At 64.5% G+C, this 19,961-nt stretch carries 20 protein-coding genes and 1 pseudogene; 7 read left to right on the top strand and 14 right to left on the bottom strand.

Features of this window, described 5'->3' with window-relative positions:
- Positions 1-49: 49 nt before the first annotated feature.
- The 8 genes from AC07WJ_RS05395 to AC07WJ_RS05360 all read right to left on the bottom strand — a co-directional run bounded on the left by AC07WJ_RS05395 (position 50) and on the right by AC07WJ_RS05360 (position 7,513).
- Positions 50-1,147, bottom strand: coding sequence for an efflux RND transporter periplasmic adaptor subunit (locus AC07WJ_RS05395; protein WP_494933479.1), 1,098 nt, complete (start codon positions 1,145-1,147; stop codon positions 50-52).
- A gap of 12 nt (positions 1,148-1,159) precedes the next feature.
- A complete protein-coding gene (locus tag AC07WJ_RS05390; protein WP_494933478.1) occupies positions 1,160-1,768 on the bottom strand; it encodes a TetR/AcrR family transcriptional regulator in 609 nt (202 codons plus the stop codon).
- Positions 1,769-2,125: 357 nt separating this feature from the next.
- On the bottom strand, positions 2,126-2,422 hold the full coding sequence (locus AC07WJ_RS05385) for a YciI family protein (RefSeq protein ID WP_494933477.1): 297 nt from the start codon (positions 2,420-2,422) through the stop codon (positions 2,126-2,128).
- Between the two features lie 39 nt (positions 2,423-2,461).
- Positions 2,462-4,186, bottom strand: a complete 1,725-nt coding sequence (locus AC07WJ_RS05380) for an FAD-dependent oxidoreductase (RefSeq protein WP_494933476.1) — start codon at positions 4,184-4,186, stop codon at positions 2,462-2,464.
- The gene (locus tag AC07WJ_RS05375; protein ID WP_494933475.1) at positions 4,186-4,965 is read right to left on the bottom strand and encodes an SDR family NAD(P)-dependent oxidoreductase; all 780 of its coding nucleotides are present in this window, start codon (positions 4,963-4,965) and stop codon (positions 4,186-4,188) included. Before AC07WJ_RS05375 ends, AC07WJ_RS05380 begins: the two co-directional genes overlap by 1 nt.
- A 76-nt stretch (positions 4,966-5,041) precedes the next feature.
- Positions 5,042-5,785, bottom strand: coding sequence for an SDR family NAD(P)-dependent oxidoreductase (locus AC07WJ_RS05370; protein ID WP_494933474.1), 744 nt, complete (start codon positions 5,783-5,785; stop codon positions 5,042-5,044).
- Between the two features lie 87 nt (positions 5,786-5,872).
- Positions 5,873-6,643: an SDR family NAD(P)-dependent oxidoreductase gene (locus tag AC07WJ_RS05365; RefSeq protein WP_494933473.1), complete on the bottom strand. Its 771-nt coding sequence runs from the start codon at positions 6,641-6,643 to the stop codon at positions 5,873-5,875.
- A 51-nt stretch (positions 6,644-6,694) separates the two neighbouring features.
- On the bottom strand, positions 6,695-7,513 hold the full coding sequence (locus AC07WJ_RS05360) for an SDR family NAD(P)-dependent oxidoreductase (protein ID WP_494933472.1): 819 nt from the start codon (positions 7,511-7,513) through the stop codon (positions 6,695-6,697).
- A 528-nt stretch (positions 7,514-8,041) separates the two neighbouring features.
- Here AC07WJ_RS05360 and AC07WJ_RS05355 point away from each other — a divergent pair.
- From AC07WJ_RS05355 to AC07WJ_RS05325, 7 genes are all read left to right on the top strand, one after another.
- Positions 8,042-9,283 (top strand): ABC transporter substrate-binding protein, encoded by a 1,242-nt coding sequence (locus tag AC07WJ_RS05355; RefSeq protein WP_494933471.1) that lies wholly within the window; start codon positions 8,042-8,044, stop codon positions 9,281-9,283.
- Between the two features lie 77 nt (positions 9,284-9,360).
- Entirely contained in the window at positions 9,361-10,302 is a 942-nt protein-coding gene (locus AC07WJ_RS05350) for a branched-chain amino acid ABC transporter permease (protein ID WP_494933470.1), read from the top strand.
- A gap of 3 nt (positions 10,303-10,305) precedes the next feature.
- Positions 10,306-11,556 carry a branched-chain amino acid ABC transporter permease gene (locus AC07WJ_RS05345; RefSeq protein ID WP_494933469.1) on the top strand — a complete coding sequence of 417 codons (1,251 nt, stop codon included), beginning with the start codon at positions 10,306-10,308 and terminating at the stop codon, positions 11,554-11,556.
- Entirely contained in the window at positions 11,553-12,305 is a 753-nt protein-coding gene (locus AC07WJ_RS05340) for an ABC transporter ATP-binding protein (RefSeq protein WP_494933468.1), read from the top strand. Before AC07WJ_RS05345 ends, AC07WJ_RS05340 begins: the two co-directional genes overlap by 4 nt.
- Positions 12,302-13,012 (top strand): ABC transporter ATP-binding protein, encoded by a 711-nt coding sequence (locus AC07WJ_RS05335; protein ID WP_494933467.1) that lies wholly within the window; start codon positions 12,302-12,304, stop codon positions 13,010-13,012. The genes AC07WJ_RS05340 and AC07WJ_RS05335 overlap by 4 nt, the downstream gene beginning before the upstream one ends.
- 54 nt (positions 13,013-13,066) lie before the next feature.
- Positions 13,067-13,753 (top strand): hypothetical protein, encoded by a 687-nt coding sequence (locus AC07WJ_RS05330; protein ID WP_494933466.1) that lies wholly within the window; start codon positions 13,067-13,069, stop codon positions 13,751-13,753.
- Between the two features lie 94 nt (positions 13,754-13,847).
- Positions 13,848-14,654, top strand: a complete 807-nt coding sequence (locus AC07WJ_RS05325; protein ID WP_494933465.1) for an IclR family transcriptional regulator — start codon at positions 13,848-13,850, stop codon at positions 14,652-14,654.
- A 46-nt stretch (positions 14,655-14,700) separates the two neighbouring features.
- Here the strand turns inward: AC07WJ_RS05325 and AC07WJ_RS05320 are convergent.
- The 6 genes and pseudogenes from AC07WJ_RS05320 to AC07WJ_RS05295 all read right to left on the bottom strand — a co-directional run.
- A pseudogene (locus AC07WJ_RS05320) lies at positions 14,701-14,841 on the bottom strand (IS630 family transposase); the annotation flags it as partial.
- A complete protein-coding gene (locus AC07WJ_RS05315) occupies positions 14,837-15,898 on the bottom strand; it encodes a branched-chain amino acid ABC transporter permease (protein WP_494933464.1) in 1,062 nt (353 codons plus the stop codon). The gene AC07WJ_RS05315 and the pseudogene AC07WJ_RS05320, both read right to left, overlap by 5 nt.
- Before the next feature lie 5 nt (positions 15,899-15,903).
- Positions 15,904-16,935, bottom strand: coding sequence for a branched-chain amino acid ABC transporter permease (locus AC07WJ_RS05310; RefSeq protein ID WP_494933463.1), 1,032 nt, complete (start codon positions 16,933-16,935; stop codon positions 15,904-15,906).
- A 13-nt stretch (positions 16,936-16,948) separates the two neighbouring features.
- Positions 16,949-17,686 carry an ABC transporter ATP-binding protein gene (locus AC07WJ_RS05305; RefSeq protein WP_494933462.1) on the bottom strand — a complete coding sequence of 246 codons (738 nt, stop codon included), beginning with the start codon at positions 17,684-17,686 and terminating at the stop codon, positions 16,949-16,951.
- Complete coding sequence (locus AC07WJ_RS05300; RefSeq protein ID WP_494933461.1) at positions 17,679-18,461, bottom strand: ABC transporter ATP-binding protein; 783 nt, start codon at positions 18,459-18,461, stop codon at positions 17,679-17,681. The genes AC07WJ_RS05305 and AC07WJ_RS05300 overlap by 8 nt, the downstream gene beginning before the upstream one ends.
- Positions 18,462-18,612: 151 nt before the next feature.
- A complete protein-coding gene (locus AC07WJ_RS05295) occupies positions 18,613-19,800 on the bottom strand; it encodes a substrate-binding domain-containing protein (protein ID WP_494933839.1) in 1,188 nt (395 codons plus the stop codon).
- Positions 19,801-19,961: the final 161 nt, after the last annotated feature.

Raw genomic sequence — 19,961 nt, 5'->3', positions numbered from 1 at the left:
GCTGACTGGGATGATGCGACGGATGCTCTGACGGGGCCGTCCGGCCCTCTCAGTTGCGGGTCTCGACCACCCGCACGCGCTGGCCGGCATCGAGCTTGTGCACGCCGAGCGCGACAACCTTCTCGCCATCGGCCACGCCGCCGGCGATCAGCACGTCGCGGCCGTCATAGCCCTCGACGGTGACCGGCTTCAGCGTCAGTCCTCCGGTGGCCGGATCGACCACGAAGACCGACGCGCCGCGCCCTTCCGAATAGAGCGCGGAGATAGGGAGGCGAGCCACGCGGGCGGACGCGGGCTCGCCGACCGTGACAGTCGCCGTCATACCTATGACGACGCCATCATCGGCATCTTGAATGGTGAAGCGGGCCTGGAAGGTCCGCGTGGCCGGATCGGCGGAAGCGGCGAATTCACGCAGCTTGGCGCCGTAACGCTTGCCGGCATTCGACCAGAGCGAAACCGTCGCCTGGCCGGTGCGCACGCGCTCGATCAGCGCCTCCGGCACCGCGACCACTGCCTCGCGCTCGCCGGCGCGTGCCACCCGGACCACCGGCGTGCCCGAGGCCACGACCTGGCCGGGCTCGGCCAGCGTCGCGGTGACCAGACCGTCGACGTCGGAAATGAGGGTCGCATAGGCGAGCTGGTTGACGGCGAGGTCGAGCGCCCGCTTGGCGCGGTCGAGCCGGCCACGCAGGTCGGCGGTGCGGGCGATCTGCTGGTCGACGGTTGCCTGCGTCGCCCAGCCGGCGCGCCTCAGGTCGAGCGAACGCTTGTCCTGGGCTTCGCTGGCGTTGAGATTGATTTCGGCCGCCGCCAGTTCCGCTTCGGCCTGCTGCTTCTGCAGCGCGAGATCGGCCGCGTCGAGCCGGGCCAGCGGCTGGCCGCGGCTGATCCGCTCGCCCTGCTGGACCAGGCGCTCGGCGATCTTGCCGGAAACGCGGAAACCGAGATCGCTCTCGATGCGCGGACGGACGCTGCCGACGAAGCTGCGCTCGCTGGTGCGCGGCTGGAACCGCACGGTCTCGACCACGACGGCGCGGGCATCGCCCTCGCCGGCGCGCGTCTCGGTCTTGGCATTGCCGTCATTGCAGGCCGCGAGCCCCAGGCCCAGCAGCGAAACGGTGAGAAGGGAGAGAACGCGGTGACGCATGGCGGCGTTTCCTCAGGCTTTCAGCGCGCGAAGCGCAAAACGGGTCAGGCGGCGGGCCTGCTCTTCCAGGTCATCGATCATGTCCAATCCGGCGCAATGCGCGATCAGGGTCGGATGGAACACGGTCACATGGGCCTGCTTGAACGACAGGGCGGCTTCGATCGGATCTTGAATGGCAAATTCACCCGCCACCATTCCCTCGCGGATAACGTCGGCGAAGATCATGGTCAGGCCTTCGAGATAGGCCTTGATGACGCCCCAGCTCTCCACCATGGCGTGCTCGACCATGTCGTGGAGCCGGCGCTCCTCGGTCAAATTGCCCTTGTTGTAGCGGTGGATGGCCAGGACCATCTCGCCGAGACGATCGGCGGCGGAGGTCTCCCGCGCGGCAATGGCGCGCACCTCGGCGGTGCTTTCCGCGAGCAGGCGCTTAGCGATTTCCTCGCAGATCGCCGATTTGGTCGGGAAGAAGCGATAGACATTGGCCGGGCTCATGGCGAGCGCGCCGGCAATGTCGGCAACCGCGGTCTTGGCATAACCGACACGCCGGAAATGCTCCTCGGCCACCTCAAGGATGCGCTCGCGGGTCTCTTCCGGGGTGAGGCGTGCTTTGACCGTCATGACACCTGATTCTTGATGACTGATGATTTTGGATATTTATCAGTTATCAGAAATCGGTCAAGCGGGAAGGATGATCGGAACGCCGCCCTGGGTTAACAAATCCGTGTGGATGGACGTGGGAGGCCATAGTCCGGAGCCAGGCCGGCGCGAGGAGCGGACAAAAAGCGCGTCCAATGGGCGTCACGGGCCATCCACGCATCGCCGCGACGATGAAGACGTGGATGGCCGGGACCAGCCTGGGCAAGACGAGCTTGCCCCTTTTCCGGAATCGGTCGGGGCGCCTGCACCCGAGGCCATCGGGCACCAGGCCGCCGCATGGCTCAGCCAGCGCTGTTTTGAAGGATATCCAAGGGCCGCTCAGATAAAGGCCTTCCCGTCGTAAAAGGCCTTCCTCCAACGGGTAATGACCGGGTTCTTATAGAGCCCGCCCGTGTAGAATGGATCCGCCTTCACGAAATTCTCGGCCTCCTCCCTGCTGTCGATATCGAGCAGGATCAGCCCGCCCAAGCCGACCTCACCGGGGTCGTCCAGCAGTCCTCCACTGGCGAGCACGCGCGCGAGGTTCTCGCGCATATAGTCCAGGTGCGCGCCGCGCAGCTCCAGGCGAAGCTCCGCGGTTCCCGGCTCGTCCATCCAGCTGATTGCATAGGGCATCGATCATCTCCATTGACGTCTTGACGGCGCGGGACGTGCTCAGACTGCCGCCAAGCTTTTCAGAACCGCTCGGTAAGCGAACACGACCGCGGGACCGAGGGTGATCCCGCCCCCCGGATAGAAGCCGCGCATCGACGAGGCCAATTCGTTCCCGCAAGCGAACAATCCCGGGATGACGGCCCCCGATGCGTCGAGCACCTGCGCGTCGCCGTTGGTCTTCAGGCCCACTGCCGTGCCGAGCGTCGCCGGCAGGATCGGGAGGGCGACGAAGGGAGCCTTCACGATCGGCGTCAGATTGGGATTGGGTCCCGCGGCCGGATCGCCCCAGACACGATTGAACGAGGTCGACCCCTTGCCGAAATCGATATCCTTGCCGGTCTGGGCGAACCCGTTGTGACGCGCGACGGTCGCCGTGAGGGCCGCGGGATCGATACCCAATTTGCGCGCAAGCTCCGGCAGGGTCCGAGCCGTGGTGATGTAGCCGTTCCGAACGAAGGGCGACAGACTGGGCGACCATGGCCAGGGCCGGATCGCGCCCAATCCGTTCTTTCGGACAAAGGCCGCATCGCAGATGAAGTGGAAGCGGGCATTCGCGGCGGCGCCGAGCGATGCCCGGCGTTCGAACAGAGCCGCCACGATGTCGTGGTACGAATTGGACTCGTTGACGAACCGGCGCCCTTCGGGATCGACCGCGATGATCCCGGGGCGGCCCCGGTCGAGATAACCGTAGATGACCGGGACGTTCTTCCCGTCACGTTCCTTCAGCAAAGAAGAAGGGGTCCAGAGGCAAGGGCTGCCCAGTTCCGTGTCGACGACCGCACCGACGGCGCGCGCCGCACGTTGGCCGTCGCCGGTGTTTCCTTCGAACGCCATCGAGTGGTCGTGCGGGAAAGAAGCCGAGAGCTCGCGGCGCAGCGCGGGGTCCTGAGGGAACCCACCGGTCGCCAGAACGACTCCCAACCGCGCATGCACCCGAACCAGGCGTCCATTCCTTTCAACGATCGCCCCTTCCACGCGGTTGCCGGTCCGTATCAGCTCCTTCAACGGCGCATCGACCCAGATGTCGGCCTTGTGCATCCTGAGGCTGTGCAGCAGCCTCGCGACCAAGGCATTGCCGTTGCTGACCTGTGCACCCCGTCGATATCTGAGCCGGTCGAGGCCGTGCCGAGCCAGCCTTGCCACGACGCGCCTGAAGTTCGCCACGGAGGCGAAGGGTCTGACGAAGGCGGGAATCTCGTCCGGACCCACCATCATGCCGCCGCAGACCATGAGCCTGTCCATCGGCGGACGCACCAGCGCGAAATCCGCTCCCAGCCGATTGCCATCGTAGCGGCGCGCCATGATCGAGCGCCCCTTGTCGACGCCGCCCGGGCTATCCGGGTGGTAGTCCGGCGACGCGATCAGGTCGAATGCGACCGACGTGCCGTCCTCGATATCGTCGATTGCCGGGCCCGCGCTCTCCAGGAAGGCCTCGGCGAGATCTTCCCGATAATAGTTGCCGAGCTCGTGTCGCAGGTAAGTGCGGGCGTTTTCGATCGTATCGTCGATCCCCGCCTCCCGCGCCTGACGATTGCCGGGCACCCAAAGCACGCCCCCCGACGTCGCGGTCGTGCCGCCGAGCAGGCTGGACTTCTCGCATAGCAACACCTTCAGGCCGCGCTTGGCAGCAAACAGGCTCGCCGCCAATCCGCCGGCCCCGCTGCCGAAGACGAGGATGTCCACGGCCTCCTCGGCCGCCGCCTGGCCGTTTGAGATGGCGTGCATCAGACCGATTCCGCTTCCGCCTGGGCGTAGGGCTCGGGCAGGAACTTGGTGCTGGACCAGCCGCCGTCCACGGGCATCACGATGCCCGATACGAAACTTGCCGCATCGGACGCGAGGAAGGCACACACTTCCGCGATCTCCTCGGGGCGGCCCGGGCGGCCCAACGGACAATCCTCGATCATCGACCGTCGAAACCACGGGTTCGTTTCCAGCCGCTCGCGGACCAGCGGGGTGGCGATGAGCCCCGGTGAAACCGCATTGACGCGGATGCCATCTCGGCCGTACTCGGCCGCCAACTGCCGCGTCAGCCCTGCCAGACCGGCTTTCGTCGCAGCATATGCAGAGGCGCGAGCTGTTCCCAACATCCCGAATACCGAGGCGATATTGATGATATTGCCGCCCTTGCCCCTCATCACGGCGATCGCCGACCGGCAAAGCGCGAAAGGCGCCGCGATATTCACGCTGAGGTAGCGCGCCAGGTCCTCGTCGCTGGTATCGAGGACCGGTCGGGAGTTGCCGATACCGGCATTGTTGACCAGCACGTCCACGCGGCCGTGCTTTGCCATCGCGTCGGCAATGACGCGCTCGGGCGCTCCTGGCGAGGTGAGATCCAGCTGGAGCGCTGCGAAGTTCTTCGTCTCGGCGAAATCGGCCGGCGGTGGGGTCAGATCGACGCCGAGAACGACGGCACCCTCGCGCAGAAAGGTCTTCGCGGTGGCGAGACCGATACCCGAGGAGCTACCGGTGATGACGGCAATCTTATCTTTCAACTGAAGCATTTCTGGATCCTCTGCGACGTACCGCGCGGGTACGTTTGCGTATCCTGGGAGTCACATGGGGAACTGAATTCGTCTCTCAGGTCGCGAGCCCGCCGAGCGAGCGCCCGCCATCGACGAGGATCGTCTGACCGGTGATGAATTCGGTCTTCGCCGAGGCGAGGAACGAAACCATCGCCGCGATGTCCTCGGGGCGCCCCAGACGACCGACGGGTTGGGCGGTGGCAAGCTTGGCCCTGGCTTCATCGCTCCAGGCGGCGAGGATCGGGGTGTCGATGACGCCGGGCGCAACGGCGTTGACGAGGATGCCGCGCGGCGCCAGTTCCAGCGCCAGCGCGCGCGTCAAGCCAACGACGGCGGCCTTCGACGAAACGTAGTGAGCATAGTCAACCGCGCCGAGATAGGCGCGGGACGCGATGTTCACGATGCGCCCGCTCGATGTCATTCGGGCAGCGGCACCGCGCGCCAGCACGAACATTCCGATCACGTTGATGTCGAACATGCGCCTGAAGTCGTCGGTCGTCAGCTCGGCCGTCTTCTTGACCTCGAAGACCCCGGCATTGTTGATCAACGCATCGATGTGCGTGAACCGGTCAAGGAGGGCCTCGCAGGCCCTCTCGTCCCGGATGTCGAGTTGATGCGCCTCGACGGATGGCGCGCCTGCCTGCGAAAGGGCCGTCGCCGATGCTTCCAGGGTTTGCCGGTCGGCGTCCGTCATGACGACGTGAAAACCGTCGGCCGCCAATCGCTTGGCGGTCGCAAGTCCGATACCCCTGGCGGCGCCCGTAACAAGGACGATGGGCATGTCGGTTTGCTGGCTCATTTTCTGTGCCGCTTTCATGGTGAAGGTGAATGGGAAAGGGCCCGACGGAAGCGATCCTCCCTCCGGCCGTTCGCGCTCATGGGGCGGCTACAGGCCGAGCCGCCCGCCGGCGACGTCGAAAACCGCGCCGGTGGTGAAACTGCAGGCCGGCGTCGCGATCCAAGCCACGGTGGCCGCCACTTCTTCCGCCTTGCCCAGACGTCCCATCGGCACCCGATCGGTCGCCTTCTGAATGAAGTCGGCCGACATCTGCAGCTTGAGGTCCGTATCGATGAGCGCCGGAGCCACGCAGTTCACCGAGATGCCGTCGGCCACCAGCTCTTTGGACAACCCGACGGAAAAGCCGATCACCCCGGCCTTCGATGCGCCATAGGCCGATCCGTCGGTCAGGCCGCGTATCCCGGCGACCGAAGCGATGTTGATGATCCGCCCGGACTTCCGCTTTTTCATCCCCGGCACGAAGATCTTGCTGACCGCGTAGACAGCGGTGAGGTTGACCGCGATGACACGATCCCACGCGGTCCTCTCATAGTCCTGGAGCGGGACCGTCGGGCCCTGGATGCCCGCGTTGTTCACCAGGATGTCGGGCGTACCAATGAGCGACGCGGTTCGGGTTTCGGCGGCCTCGATCGCTTCCTGGCTCGTCACGTCGACGGCGATGGCGTCGAGCTTGCCAGGCATCGTCTCGACACCGGAGACGTCCTGATCCCACACGACCACGCGACACCCCAGCGCCATGAGTTCGCGAACGATGGCGGCGCCGATGCCTTTGGCACCCCCGGTGACGACCGCCGTTTGATTCGCGAGCGAATATCGCTCTGGCAACCAACCCGTCGTGGCTTGATCGGAATTCGACATTTGATTTCTTTCCTGGGGCTTTGTGCGCGATCGTGCTGAACCGGGGTGCGGCTAGCGTCCGCCGTCGTCGTAGCCCGGCCGCGGGACGTGGATCATCGAGGTATGCGAGAGCCCGCCATCGACCACGAGGTTGTGGCCGTTGACGTAGCGGGCGAAGCCGCTGGCGAGGAACATGACCGAATGGGCGACGTCGCGCGTCGACCCCAGGGAGCGCAGAGGCACGAGCTTGCTGCGCTGCTCGGTCACGCCTGGAACCGCGTAAAATTCGGTATTGAGCGGGGTCGGTATGAAGCCGGGGCTGACGGCGTTGACCGTAACGCCTGACGGCCCCCACTCCAATGCCAGTTGCTGCGTCAGCATGACCACCGCCGCCTTGCTCACACTGTAGGACCCGCAATAGGGATGGGGTTCGGTGGCTGCGATCGACGCGACGTTGACGATCGCTCCCGATCGGCGCTGCCGCATGCGCTCCCCGAAGCGCTGGGCGCAAAGCAGGTAGCCTTTCACGTTGACGGCGATCGTCTGGTCCCACGTTTCCGGAGCGACCGTTTCCAACGGACCGAAACGGAGGATGCCGGCATTGTTGACGAGGATGTGGCAGTCCCCGAATGCTTCTTTCGTCCGGTCGACGGCCCGATCGATCGCGGTCGCATCCGTCACGTCGGCAACGATCGAAATCGCCGTTCCGCCGGCGTCGCGGATCATCGTCTCCGTCGCCTCCGCCCCCTCCCGGCTGTGATCGAGAACGACGACTTTCGCTTTCGAGGCGGCGAACGACGCCGCGATTTCCTGCCCGATACCTCCGCCGGCTCCGGTGACCACGCAGGTCTTGCCCGAGAAATCCAACCACGCTTCGCGTTGAGCACTCATCAGCCGCTTCCTACCTTCGTTTCCGGTGACCGGCTGCGAGGCCGCCCACGTCTCGCGCCCCGTCACCGAAGACAGGGCAATGGCCGAACATTCGTTCGCCCGAACATTATTTTGAACACGACATCGAATACTTGCGCGCCGGCCGACCCTGCGCGCCACCTCGTTGACAGCCCTCGGGAGGTGTGCGACCGTATTCTCGTTATATGCGAAGTTTGATCGCACAAGAAAACCATCGGCACAAGGGGGAGGAGCCACGAAATGACCCATACCGCCCATGCGGAAGGCGGCTGAACCGGAACATAAATCCCTTCTCGATCAATTGATTAGCTCTGCGAGCGATCGCCGCATCGCGCCCGGCTCCCGATGGTTTCGGGTGCGCTTCGACGGGGCGACCAGCGACCGAGCGATGGCGATCGAGATCTGACGCAGCGAATTCAATCATCACGAGCCGACCTGGCTCGCGGGATGATTTCGTGCGCCTTCTTCTTCTCAAAAAAAGCTTATAATACGATGCCCAAGGAGTATTCGATGAAAAAATACCTTCGCTCGGCCGCCATCGCTGCCCTGTGCGCCTTCGGCAGCGCCACGGCGCATGCCGAACCTCTCAGGATCGCCGTGATCGAGGCGTTCTCGGGGCCGAACGCTCAAACCGCCATCCCCTTCGTCGAAGGCGTCCGTTACGCCATCGCAAAGCTGAACCAGCAGGGTGGCTTCAACGGCGAGCCGATCGTCGTCACCGAATATGACAGCCTCAATCAGACCGCAGGCGCCGCCGAGAAGCTGAGGGCCGCCATCGCGGATGGCGCGCGTATCATCATCCAATCGACCAATTCGGCTATCACCGCGCAGATCTCCGAAGACATTCGCAAATACAACCTGCGCAACAGGGGCAAAGAGATCCTCTTCATGATGGAGGGATCCGAAGCCGCGGAATTCACCGCGGACAAATGCCATTTCTGGGCGTTCAAGGTCGCCAGCAACCCGTTCATCAGGATCAGGGCGCTCGTGACCGCGATGCGGGATACGGGCAGGCTGGGAAGCAGGGTCTATAGCATCAATCAGAACTACTCGTACGGCGTCGATCACGAGAGGGCACAGGCGCTCAACGTAAGGGCCGCCGGCGCGCAGATCGTCGGCTCGACCTTGCACGACACCGCGAGGATCCAGGACTTCTCACCCTACGTCGCGCAGATCAAAGCCTCGGGCGCGGACACGATCCTGAGCGGGAACTGGGGCAACGACATCATCCTGTTCATGCGTGCGCTGGGCGATGCCGGCCTCAAGATCAACGTCGGCAATACCAGTCTCGATACGACCGGGGCGTTGAGCACGATGGGGCCCTCGGCCTTGGGCGCCGTCCTGGTGAAGCTCTACAACCTGGAGGCTGGTGGCAGGGCCGGTGAAGCCTTCGCCGAAGACTTCAAGGCGGTGATCGGCCATTACCCCTACAACGAAGAGCCGACGACCGCGTTCGGGACGCTGCTTCTGGGCGAAGCCCTGAAGAAGGTCAGCACGCCCGGTGGGAATGTCGACATGCGGGCCATCGCCCTGGCCCTCGAGAATGCCAGCTACGAGAGCCCGGCCGGCCGTTGGTCGTTCAGGAGAGAGGACCACCAGGTGCTTCTCCCCGTGACCGTGTCCGAGGTCTCGAGGGAGGCTCGCTACAAGGTCGACGGGACCGATATGGGCTTCAGGCTCCTGAAAGTCGTCTCGCCCGAAGACAGCGCGGTGCCTGTCGATCCGCGGTGCCGGATGGAACGTCCGTCGTAACACGCCAGCGTTCAAGGCGATTTGGACGCCGGCTTCCGATGTCAGGGAGCCGGCGTTCTCGACAAGGGTAACCCGGCATGGAATTCATCGTAATTTCGACGCTCAACGGCCTCGTCTACGGCCTGCTTCTCTTCATGATTTCGGCAGGCTTGACGCTCATTTTCGGCATGATGGGCATCGTCAACTTCGCACACGCGTCCTTCTACATGCTGGGGGCCTATCTCTCCTTCACGATCGCCCGAATGTCCAATTTCTGGCTGGCCCTGCTGATCGCGCCCTTGATCGTGATGGCCACGGGGATGTTCATCGAACGCTTCATGCTGAGGCGGGTCCATGGCTTTGGGCATTCGCAGCAACTCCTCCTGACCTTCGGCGTCGCCTTCGTATTCGAGGAACTGACCAAGCTCTTCTGGGGCAATTTCCCGGTCGCCTATCGTCCTCCCTCGCTCTTGAGCGGCCCTGCTTTCTCGCTGTTCGGAACCAATTTTCCCTCCTACCGGGTCTTCGTCGCCGCAGTCGCGATGGTGCTTCTGGGGTTACTCTACCTGCTGCTCCAAAAGACCCGCATCGGCATCGTCGTTCGCGCGTCCGTCGAACGCCCGGGCATGGTTTCCGTGCTCGGCCATAACGTCCCCCTGGTCTTCTTGGGGGTCTTCGGCGTCGGCGCGTGGATGGCGGGCCTGGCGGGAGCGGTGGGCGGCGCTCTCCTGACGACGAGCCCGACAATGGCGGCGGAGATGAGCGTCATCGCCTTCGTCGTCGTGGTCGTGGGGGGCCTCGGCTCACTTCTCGGCGCCTTCATTGCGTCCCTGCTGATCGGCCTCCTCACCTCGTTCTCGGTCGGGTTCCAGGTCTCGCTCGCGGACGTCGCGCAGATCTTTGGCTACGGCGAGCAGGCCAGGCAGATCGGGGGTCTTCTCACCCTGAAGATCTCGTCGCTGTCCGCCTCCCTACCCGCGCTGCTGATGCTCGTCGTGCTGCTGACGCGGCCCGCCGGCCTCATGGGCGACAGGAACTAGAACATGCTCAGGATCGGAAAACTGGCTTCGGTCGTCGTCCTGCTTCTCGGCGCGCCCCTCGTCCTCAGCGGACACGTGGTCGGCGTGCTGACGACAGCGCTGATCGCCGTCCTGTTCGCGATGGCGTTCAATCTTCTGAGCGGCCGCGCCGGCATGCTCTCCTTCGGCCACGCGGCCTATTTCGCCATCGGCGGGTTTGCCGTCATCCACGCGATGCAAGCGGTCGAGAAGGGTACTCTCTGGCTTCCGACACCGCTTCTGCCGCTCGTCGGCGGCGTCGCCGGTCTGATCGGCGGACTTTGCGCGGGATACTTTGCCACCTTGAGGAGCGGCGTCTACTTCTCGATGGTGACGCTCGCCCTGGCGGAGCTGCTCCATGCGCTCGCGCCCAATCTCGGCGGGATCTTCGGCGGCGAGGTGGGACTGACCACGATGCGGATGCCCTGGTCGGCGTTCGACTACGGCAACGAGGTTCACGTCTACTATACGGTCGTCGCCTGGACCGTCCTCTGTATCGGCCTGCTCTACGCCTATAACCAGACGCTGTTCGGCCGTTTGACCCTCGGATTGAGAGAGGCCGAGCGCCGGGTTTCCTTCCTGGGCTACAACCTCCATCACACCAAGGTCATCGTGTTCGGCGTGTCGGCCATGTTTTCCGGCATCGCCGGCGGCCTTCTGGCGTTCACCACGGAAAGCATCAACTACTCGATGCTGGGCATGGGCCTGTCGGCCTCGGTCGTCCTGCACACCTTCGTCGGGGGTTCAGGCGTGTTCTTCGGCCCGGCGGTCGGTGCCTTCGTCTTCGCGCTGTTCGGCAGCCTGGTCTCCGACGTGACGAAGAACTGGCTGCTCTATCAAGGCATCCTTTTCGTCATCATCATGATGTTCATGGGTGACGGCGTGGCCATGCTTTGGCTGAGGGTCGTAAGCGAGTTCAAGGAGCGCAACTGGGGCGCCCTCAAGCTGCGGGCCCTCTTGTTCCCGCCGGGCTTGCTCGCCGCGGCGGGCGTCGTCACCCTCCTCGAACTGACCTCCCGTATCCTCGACCAGCGCTATTCCGCAATCGTCGCCAGAACCAAGGCCTGGCCACCCGTAACGCTCTATGGCCTCAGCTGGGATCCGACCGCCGTGTCGACCTGGCTTGTTCCGCCCCTGGCGATCGCCGCCGGCGCCGGCCTCCTATGGCTGGTGCTGTCCCGGACCGGTCGCCGGACATCTCCGACGGCCGCCCTCGCCGAGGAGCACACCCGATGACCAACGACATCATCCAGCTGGTCGGCCTCAGAAAGCGTTTTGGCGAGAGTGAGATCATCCGGGGCGTCGATCTCGACGTGAAGCCGGGCGAGCGACACGCCCTGATCGGCCCCAACGGTGCCGGAAAATCGACGCTCTTCCATTTGATCTCGGGCCTGTACAAGCCATCGAGCGGCGATATCCGGCTGAACGGCATCTCCATCGCCGGGCTGGCTCCTCACCTGATCACCCGCCGTGGATTGTCGCGATCGTTTCAGATTACGACGATCTTCCCGCGCCTCAGCGTGTACGAGAATCTTCGGATCGCGGCGATGGCCAAGCACGGCCGACGTTTTGCCTTGTTCTCGCTCGCCGCCAGGGCGACCGCAGTCAACCGCGACACCGACGCGTTGCTGGAATTGGTTCGCCTCACCCATGCGCGGGACAAATTCGCCGGCGATCTGACCTATTCGGAGCAGCGCGCCCTCGAGATCGGAATGGCGATCGGACCGGGCGCCGACGTGATCCTTCTGGACGAGCCTATGGCCGGCATGTCGCGCGAGGAAACGCACTACATGATCAATCTGATCCGAGACATCACGTCCGGGAAAACGCTCCTCGTCGTCGAGCACGACATGGAAGTCGTCTTTTCCCTCTGCGACCGAATATCGGTCCTTGTCTATGGCGAGATCATCGCGTCGGGTACGCCGGACGAGATACGTGCGAACAGCCGGGTCCAGGAAGCCTATCTCGGCGAGGTGGCCGCATGACCCTGCTATCCGTGACCGACCTGCACAGCCACTACGGCAAGAGCCACATTCTGCACGGAATGAGTTTCACCTTGGCGGCCGGCGAGATGATCGCCCTGCTCGGCCGCAACGGGTCGGGCAGGTCGACAGCCATGAAGGCCATCATGGGTCTGGTCCCACCGACCCGCGGTTCGATCAAATTGGGCGCGAACGAGCTTGCCGGGCTTCCGTCCCACAAGATCAACCGCGCCGGCATCGCCTATGTCCCGGAAGAGCGACTGGCGTTCAGCAACCTCACGGTCGAGGAGAACCTGCAGATCGGTATTGCCGCTCCCCGGCCGAACGCCAAGACGTGGAGCCTCGAGGAGATGTACGGCTTTTTCCCTCGCCTCAGGGAACGCCGTAACGTCAAGGCGGGATCGATCTCGGGCGGCGAGCAGCAGATGCTCACCCTGTGCCGTTCGCTGCTGGGCCAACCGGCGGTCATCCTGATCGATGAACCGACCGAAGGTCTCGCGCCCAAGATCGTTGAGCATCTCGCGGACGTGATGCGAGACATCAACCGACAAGGCGTGGCGTCGGTCCTGGTCGAGCAGAAAATGACGATCGCCCTGAAGCTCTGCAGCCGATGCCTGATCATGGGACATGGCGCCATTGTCTTCGAGGGAACGCCGGAAGAGCTGCTCGCGACACCGTCAGTGCGTCGGGAATGGCTTGAAGTCGCCTAGGCATCGGGTCCTCGCACCTGTCTGCGCGGCGAACCCCGGCCGCAGGAGCTGCACGTGACGGCATCGAAATACTTCATCTACCTGACCGGACGCGATCGCAGCCGAAAGGCGGATTTCCAGGCGGAGTACCTGCGCGCCGCGCGCAAGGTCGCCGCAGCGGCTCCCCAAGGCGGGCAGCTGATCGTCAACCTGGTCGAGGAAACGCCTGCAGGGGTTCCGTTTCGTCCCGTGAATCTGGACCATAAGGAGGACGATGCGATCTACGACGTCATCGTCGAGCTCTCCCCTCCGGTGGACGAGGCGGAGCCTGGGCTCGAGGCGCTCGTTTCCTGTGTCGACGACGTCGCCGCGGCCGAGATCTATCAGGTCGAGGAGATCGTACAGCTCGACCGGCAGGTCGTGGCGCTCGGGGAGCGATCGCCCGGAATAAAATACATTGGCCGGCTGAACTTCCACCCGGACCTGCCCGCATCGGCGGCTCGGCGCAGCTGGGATATCCACGTTCCGCTTGCCCTGCGCGTGCATGTGGGAATGGACAAATACGTCAGAAACTGGATCGTCGATGCTTCACGAGGACGCCCTGCTGGCGGGATCGCCGAGCTGAACTTCCCGACATTCGACGACATGTTGACGAGATACTTCGACAGCGATCGTGGAAAGGAGGAAATCATGCACGACATATCTCACTTCATCGCGAGCGGGACGCGTTTCTTCGCGGGCGAATTCGTTCTTCGAAAATAATCGCCATGACGATTCGCTATAGTTTGCGCAATTTGATTTTTTGCCGGCCTCCGTTAACACAGAACGCTACGTCGTCGCATGACGAAACGAGAGAATGCTGATGCCTCCTGCTAAGTCGCAGAACGAGACCTCTGTACTTAAGCGCGTCGCCGAGATCTTGAATCTGTTCTCGGAGAATTCGCCGACCATTTCAGTCGCAGACGTCGAATCGGTCCTGCAGGTCAGTCAGGCGACGGCCTACCGGTATCTGCACGACCTGCACGAGATCGGGCTGCTTTCGCGGATTTCCGGGCGGTACGCACCCGGGCCGACGGTCATGGAGCTCGAATTCATCCTCTCGAACTTCGATCCGATCCTGCTCGCCGCCAAGGAAGTGATGGAGGCGCTTTCGACGAAACTCGGCGTCCATACCTTCCTGTGCAGGATGTACCAGGACCGCGCCGTCAACGTCTATTCAACGCGGCCTGAGAATTCCTCCGAAATGCCGCTCAAGCCGGGAAGGCGTCTTCCCGTCTTCAGAGGAGCCCAGGCGCGCATCATCCTCGCCCACCTCGACAGGCGGCGCCAGCGACGGATTTTCGAGCGCTCCGAGGGCGATCCCGGTCGAGATGCGATCGGGGCCGACTGGACCGCCTTCGGCGCGGCGCTTCAGAAGAATCGCAGGGACGGTTACTACCTGTCCCGCGGCGAAATCTCCGAGGGGCTCGTGGGGATCGCGACGCCCGTGTTCGACGAGAACAACGAGATCATGGGCGCGATCTCGTTATCCTATCCGACGCTGAGCCCCCCGCCGGTCACCGAGGCCCAGTTGATCAAGCTCGCCAAGAAGGCGGCGAAGGACATCACGCTGCGCGTCGCCGAACTCGCCGACGGCAAGAAGAACCTGGATGCGGCCGAGTAGAAACTTGGGCGTCGCCGATCGGTTCGACTTGGGCACAGGTCCAGGACGCCTCGCCGTTGATCGGGCCGTTCAGCACCCAAGGCGCGCCGGTCCGATCACGGCGAAGGGCTGCAATGAAGGTCATGGTCTTGCAGGGGACGCGTGCGACGGGCCGCTTGTTGCGTTTCCCCTGGCCCCGCGTCTCAGCGCCGCCCGGCCCTGAGCCGGCCGACAATGCCGGTCGGGAAGAAATAGACGCTCAGAACGAACAGCACGCCGAGAAACAGCAGCCAGCGATCCGGGTGCAGCAGCTTGGACAGGAGCGGAACGCCCTCGGTGGCCGCGGCCCCGCTCGCCATCAGCTTCTGCAGGTAGTTCTGCGCGACGATGAACAGGGTGGCGCCGATCACCGCGCCATACATCGTGCCCATGCCGCCGATCACCACCATCAAGAGGATGTCGAGCATGATGGCAAAGGACAGCGTGGTGTCGGGACCGGTATAGCGCAGCCACAAGGCGCTCATGGCGCCGGCGCAGACCGCCATGGCGGCGGCGAGGCAATTGGCGACGGTGCGGTAATAGACCACGCGAAAGCCCAGCGCCTCGGCACGCATGTCGTTTTCGCGAATGGCCTGCAGCACGCGGCCGAAGGGCGAGTTGACCACCCTGAGTGCGCCCAGGAACAGCGCCAGGGCCGAGATGAAGATGAGGTAATAGGCGACCACCCGGCCGGTGATATCGAGGCCGAACAGCGGCGTGTCGATCAGCTTGAAGCCCGGGCGGAGCATTTCGGGCACCCGGAACGACCGGCCGTCCTCGCCGCCGGTATATTCGGAGAACTGGGTTGCCAGGATGGTCACGGCGGAAGCCACCGCCAGCGTGATCATCGCGTAGAAAATGGCGCGCACCCGCAGCGACAAGAGGCCGATCAGGAAAGCGAGCACCACCGCGACGGCCAGCGCGATCACCAGCCCGATGAAGACGAGCGGCCAGGTCGGGCCGAAACTGTACATGGCCAGCCCGACGCCATAGCCGCCAATGCCGAAGAACATGGTGTGGGCGAAGGAGACGATGCCGGTATAGCCGAGCAGCAGGTCGTAACTCGCCACCAGCACGATGAAGATGCAGATCTTCGCCGCCGTGTTGATCGCCGCGGCGCCGCCGAACAGGAAGGGCGCGAAGGCGAGTCCGATCAGAATGGCGGCGAGGATAACCGAGAGGATGCGGCTCTTCGGCAGGTCGTCCGACAGGATGGCGTTGAGCATGGCGCTTATCTCTTGGCGACCGGATAGAGGCCCTGCGGGCGCCACATCAAAATGGCGACCATCAGCAGGATGTTGGAGGCAAGCGCCACTTTCGGCACCAGGAAGGCGGTGTAATTGGCCATCAGCGCCACCAGGATGGCGCCGAGGAAACAGCCGCCGACCGAACCGAGCCCGCCAATGATGATGACGATGAAGACCAGCACCATGACGTCGCCGCCGATCGCCGCCGTCAGGGTTTCCCGGTAGAGCGCCCAGAGCACGCCGCCGAGCCCGGCCAGCGCCGAACCCGCGACGAAGACGCCGACGAACAGCCGGCGGATGCGGTAGCCGAGCGCCTCGACCATTTCGCTGTTTTCGACGCCGGCGCGGATCAGGAGCCCGATCTTGGTGCGGTTGAGCACCAGCACCATGGCCGCGAAAACGACGAGGCCGACGACAACAGCCAGCAGCCGGAACTTCTCGAAGGCGATGTCGCCGACGATGAAGGCGCCGCGCAGGCCCTGCGGCAGCGGCATGGCCTTCTGGTCGCCGCCCCAGATCACATGGATCATCTGCTCGGCGACGATCAGGCCGCCCATGGTGATCAGGATCTGCTTGAGATGCTGGCCGTAGACCGGCTTGATGATGACCCGCTCGAAGGCCCAGCCGAGCAGGCCGGTGCCGATCATGGCGATCGCGGCGGCAAGCCCCAGCGCGGTCAGGTTCCAGGCGAGCGAATCGACCTGCATCCAGCCGCTGAGCAGCGCCAGCACGCTCATGGCGATATAGGCGCCGACCGCGATGAAGGCGCCATGGCCGAAATTCAAGACGTCCATCAGGCCGAAGACCAGGGTCAGGCCGCTGGCGATGACGAAGATCATCATGCCCATGGCGAGCGCGGCAATCGTCAGGGCCACCCAGGTGCTGGGATTGCCGACAAAGGGCAGCGCCGCCGCCGCCAGCCCGATCGGCAGCAGGATCGGCAGGAGGTCGCGGCGGACCGCCGGCAAGGTTTCGGCCGGGGCGGTCGTCGGAGCAACAGGCGTGGCGATCGTCATGGCGCGCCGGTTCCTATTGGTGAGCATCGAGGGAAAGGCCGAGGAGCCGCGTCTGCAGCGCCTCGTCGCCGGCAAGCTCGGCCATCGAACCGCGATGGACGATGCGGCCGTCATCCATCACGGCGACCTGATCGCCGAGGCTCGCCGCGAAACGGAAGTTCTGCTCGACCAGCAGGATCGTCGTCTCCCGCTTCAGCTCCGCGAAAGCCAGGATCATCGCCTCGATGATGGCCGGCGCGATGCCCTTGGTCGGCTCGTCGATCAGGATCAGCCGGCGCGGCTCGGCAATGGCCCGGGCAATGGCCAGCATCTGCTTCTGCCCGCCGGACAGCACGCCGGCCGGCAATTGCCAGAACTTCTTGAGCGCCGGAAACAGCCCGAAAATCCAGTCGAGACGCGCCTGGTCGATCGGCCCGTCGCGCGCCGCCAGGATCATGTTCTCGCGCACCGACAGGTCGGAAAAGACCGCCATGGTCTCCGGCACATAGGCGATGCCGGAGCGTGCGATGTCGGGTGTCGGCAGGCCGCCGATCAGCCGGCCGTCGAAATGGATCGACCCTTGCGACGGTGCCCAGAGCCCCATGATGGTGCGCAGTGTCGTGGTCTTGCCGGCACCGTTGCGGCCGAGCAGCACGGTCATGCCGCCGCGCGGCAGCACGAGGTCCACCCCCTGCAGGATATGGTACTGGCCGATATGGGTGTGCACGCCCTGCAGCGTCATCAGCGGATCAAGGGTCGCAACATCAGCCATGGGCGGCCTCCGCGGCGCGCTTCGGCGCCTGGCCGAGATAGGCTTCCTGGACGACCGCCGAGGCGATCACCTCGGCCGGCTCGCCATCGGCGACCAGGCGGCCATTGTGCAGCACGATGATCCGGTCGGCGAGCGAGCGCACCACGTCCATCTTGTGCTCGACCAGCAGGATGGTCTTGTCGCCGCGCGCTTTCAGCTTGTGGATCAGGTCGAGAATGACGGGCACCTCGTCCACCGACATGCCGGCGGTCGGCTCGTCGAACATGAAGACGTCGGGCTCCAGCGCCATCATGATCGCCACCTCCAGCTTGCGCTTGTCGCCATGCGGCAAGGCCGCGGCCACGGTGTCGCGCACGGCGCCGAGATTGACCTCGGCGAGATAGATCTCCGCCTTGTCGATCCAGTCGACATGGCTCGCCCAGCGCGACAGAAGGCCGGCGGCACCACGCGCCTTCGCCTGCACGGCGAGCCGGACGTTCTCGATGACAGAGAGATTGGGAAACAGGCTGGTGATCTGGAAGGCCCGGCCGATGCCGCGCTTGGTCCGTCCCGCGGCGCCGAGCCCGGTAATATCGGTGCCGCGCAGCAGCACCTGGCCCGAAGTGGCGGCGAGCTGGCCGGAGACCAGGTTGAAATAGGTTGTCTTGCCGGCGCCGTTGGGGCCGACAATGGCGGTCAGCTGGCCGGCATGGAAGGCGCAGCTGACGCTGTCGACGGCGACGTGGCCGCCGAAGCGGATCGTCAGGTCGCGCGTTTCCAGGACGGGTGTGGACATGGATATCTCAGGCAGGACTTGAATGTCTCGACGGGATCGAACCTGAACCAATTCGTCATGCCCGGCCTTGTGCCGGGCATCCACGACTTGTCCGCCGGATCGAAGGCGTGGATGGCCGGGCCAGGCCCGGCCATGACGACGGTGGCGCGCCTCAGCGCCGGTTGGTGATCGGCAGCGGCATGTCGGCGGCCGGGATGGTCGCGACCAGATCCAGGAGATCATTGTCGCGGGCATTCGGTCGGATGCGGAAGTGATACATGTCCTGCAGCGCCTGATGGTCTTCGCGGCGGAAGGTCATCGGGCCCTTGGGGGTCTGGAAGGTCAGGCCCTCGAGCGCGGTGATCAGCTTCTCGGTATCGGGCGAGCCGGCCTTTTCGAGACCTGCGACGACCGCCGCGGCGGCCGCGAAACCGCCGGCCACGAAGAAGTCCGGCGGCGCGTTGAAGCGCTTCTGGTACTCCGCCTTCAGCCAGTCGTTCAGCGGGTTGCGCGGGAAGTCGTGGTAATAATAGATGCCGCCCTCGGTGCCGGCGAAGGCCTTCCAGGCGTTCATCGCCGGCAGGATATTGCCGCCCGGCGCCAGCGCGATGTTGAACCGCTCCGGACGCATGTCGACGAATTTCGCCATCGGGTGGGCACCGGCCCAGATGAAGCCGATGATCCGCTTGCCCGGCCGGTCGCGCAGGCTGGCGAACAGCCGTTCGGCGAAGGGCGCGAAGTCGGCGGTGTTGCCGGCGGCATATTCCTCGGCGACGATCCTGGCGCGCGGCCGGATCGCGGCGAGAGCCGCCTTGTAGGCGGCGACGCCGTCGCGGCCGAAGGCGGTGTCGAGGCCGAGCATGCCGATCGACACGTCCTCATTGGCCGGCACGGAGGCGGCCGCGGCAAGCGCGTCCTGATAGGACGAGCGGCCGGTGCGGAAGATGTAGCGGTTCCAGCGCTCGCCGGTGATGCTGTCGGCCACCGCCGGCTCGACGATCAGGATCTTCTTGGCCTCTTCGGCGACCGCCAGCATGGCCAGCGCGACCGGCGAACCGGTGGTGCCGACGGCGATATCCGCCTTGTCGTCGTTATAGCATTCCTCGAGCAGCGCCTTGCCGCGATCGGGCCTGAGCTGGTCGTCCTTGACGATGACCTGCAGGCGCATGTTGCCGACCTGCATGGTGCCGCGCGTCAAGAACTCCAGGCCCATCATGAAGCCGGCTTCGGTCTGCTTGGCATAGGCTTCGAGCGGGCCGGTGCGGCCGGCGATCAGGCAGATTTTCACGTCGCGCACCTGCGCGCTCGCCATGTCGCTCATGCCGGTGAGCGCACCGACGGCCAGCGTCGCCGCGACCATCGCATATTTCAGCTTCCCCATGGGATCCTCCCTGATCCGGACCATCCAACCATCAACACCACCACCCGGTCCGGATCATCATTCGATCCTGGCATCACCGGTTGATGACATCAAAACTGACACTTGAGTCATGTTTCATGTCACGCTAGCTTGAGCATCGA

Source organism: Phreatobacter sp. GW821-FHT04C01 (assembly GCF_059420385.1).
Note: the sequence above shows the minus strand (reverse complement) of the source record. Positions and strands in the feature narration are given on the sequence as shown.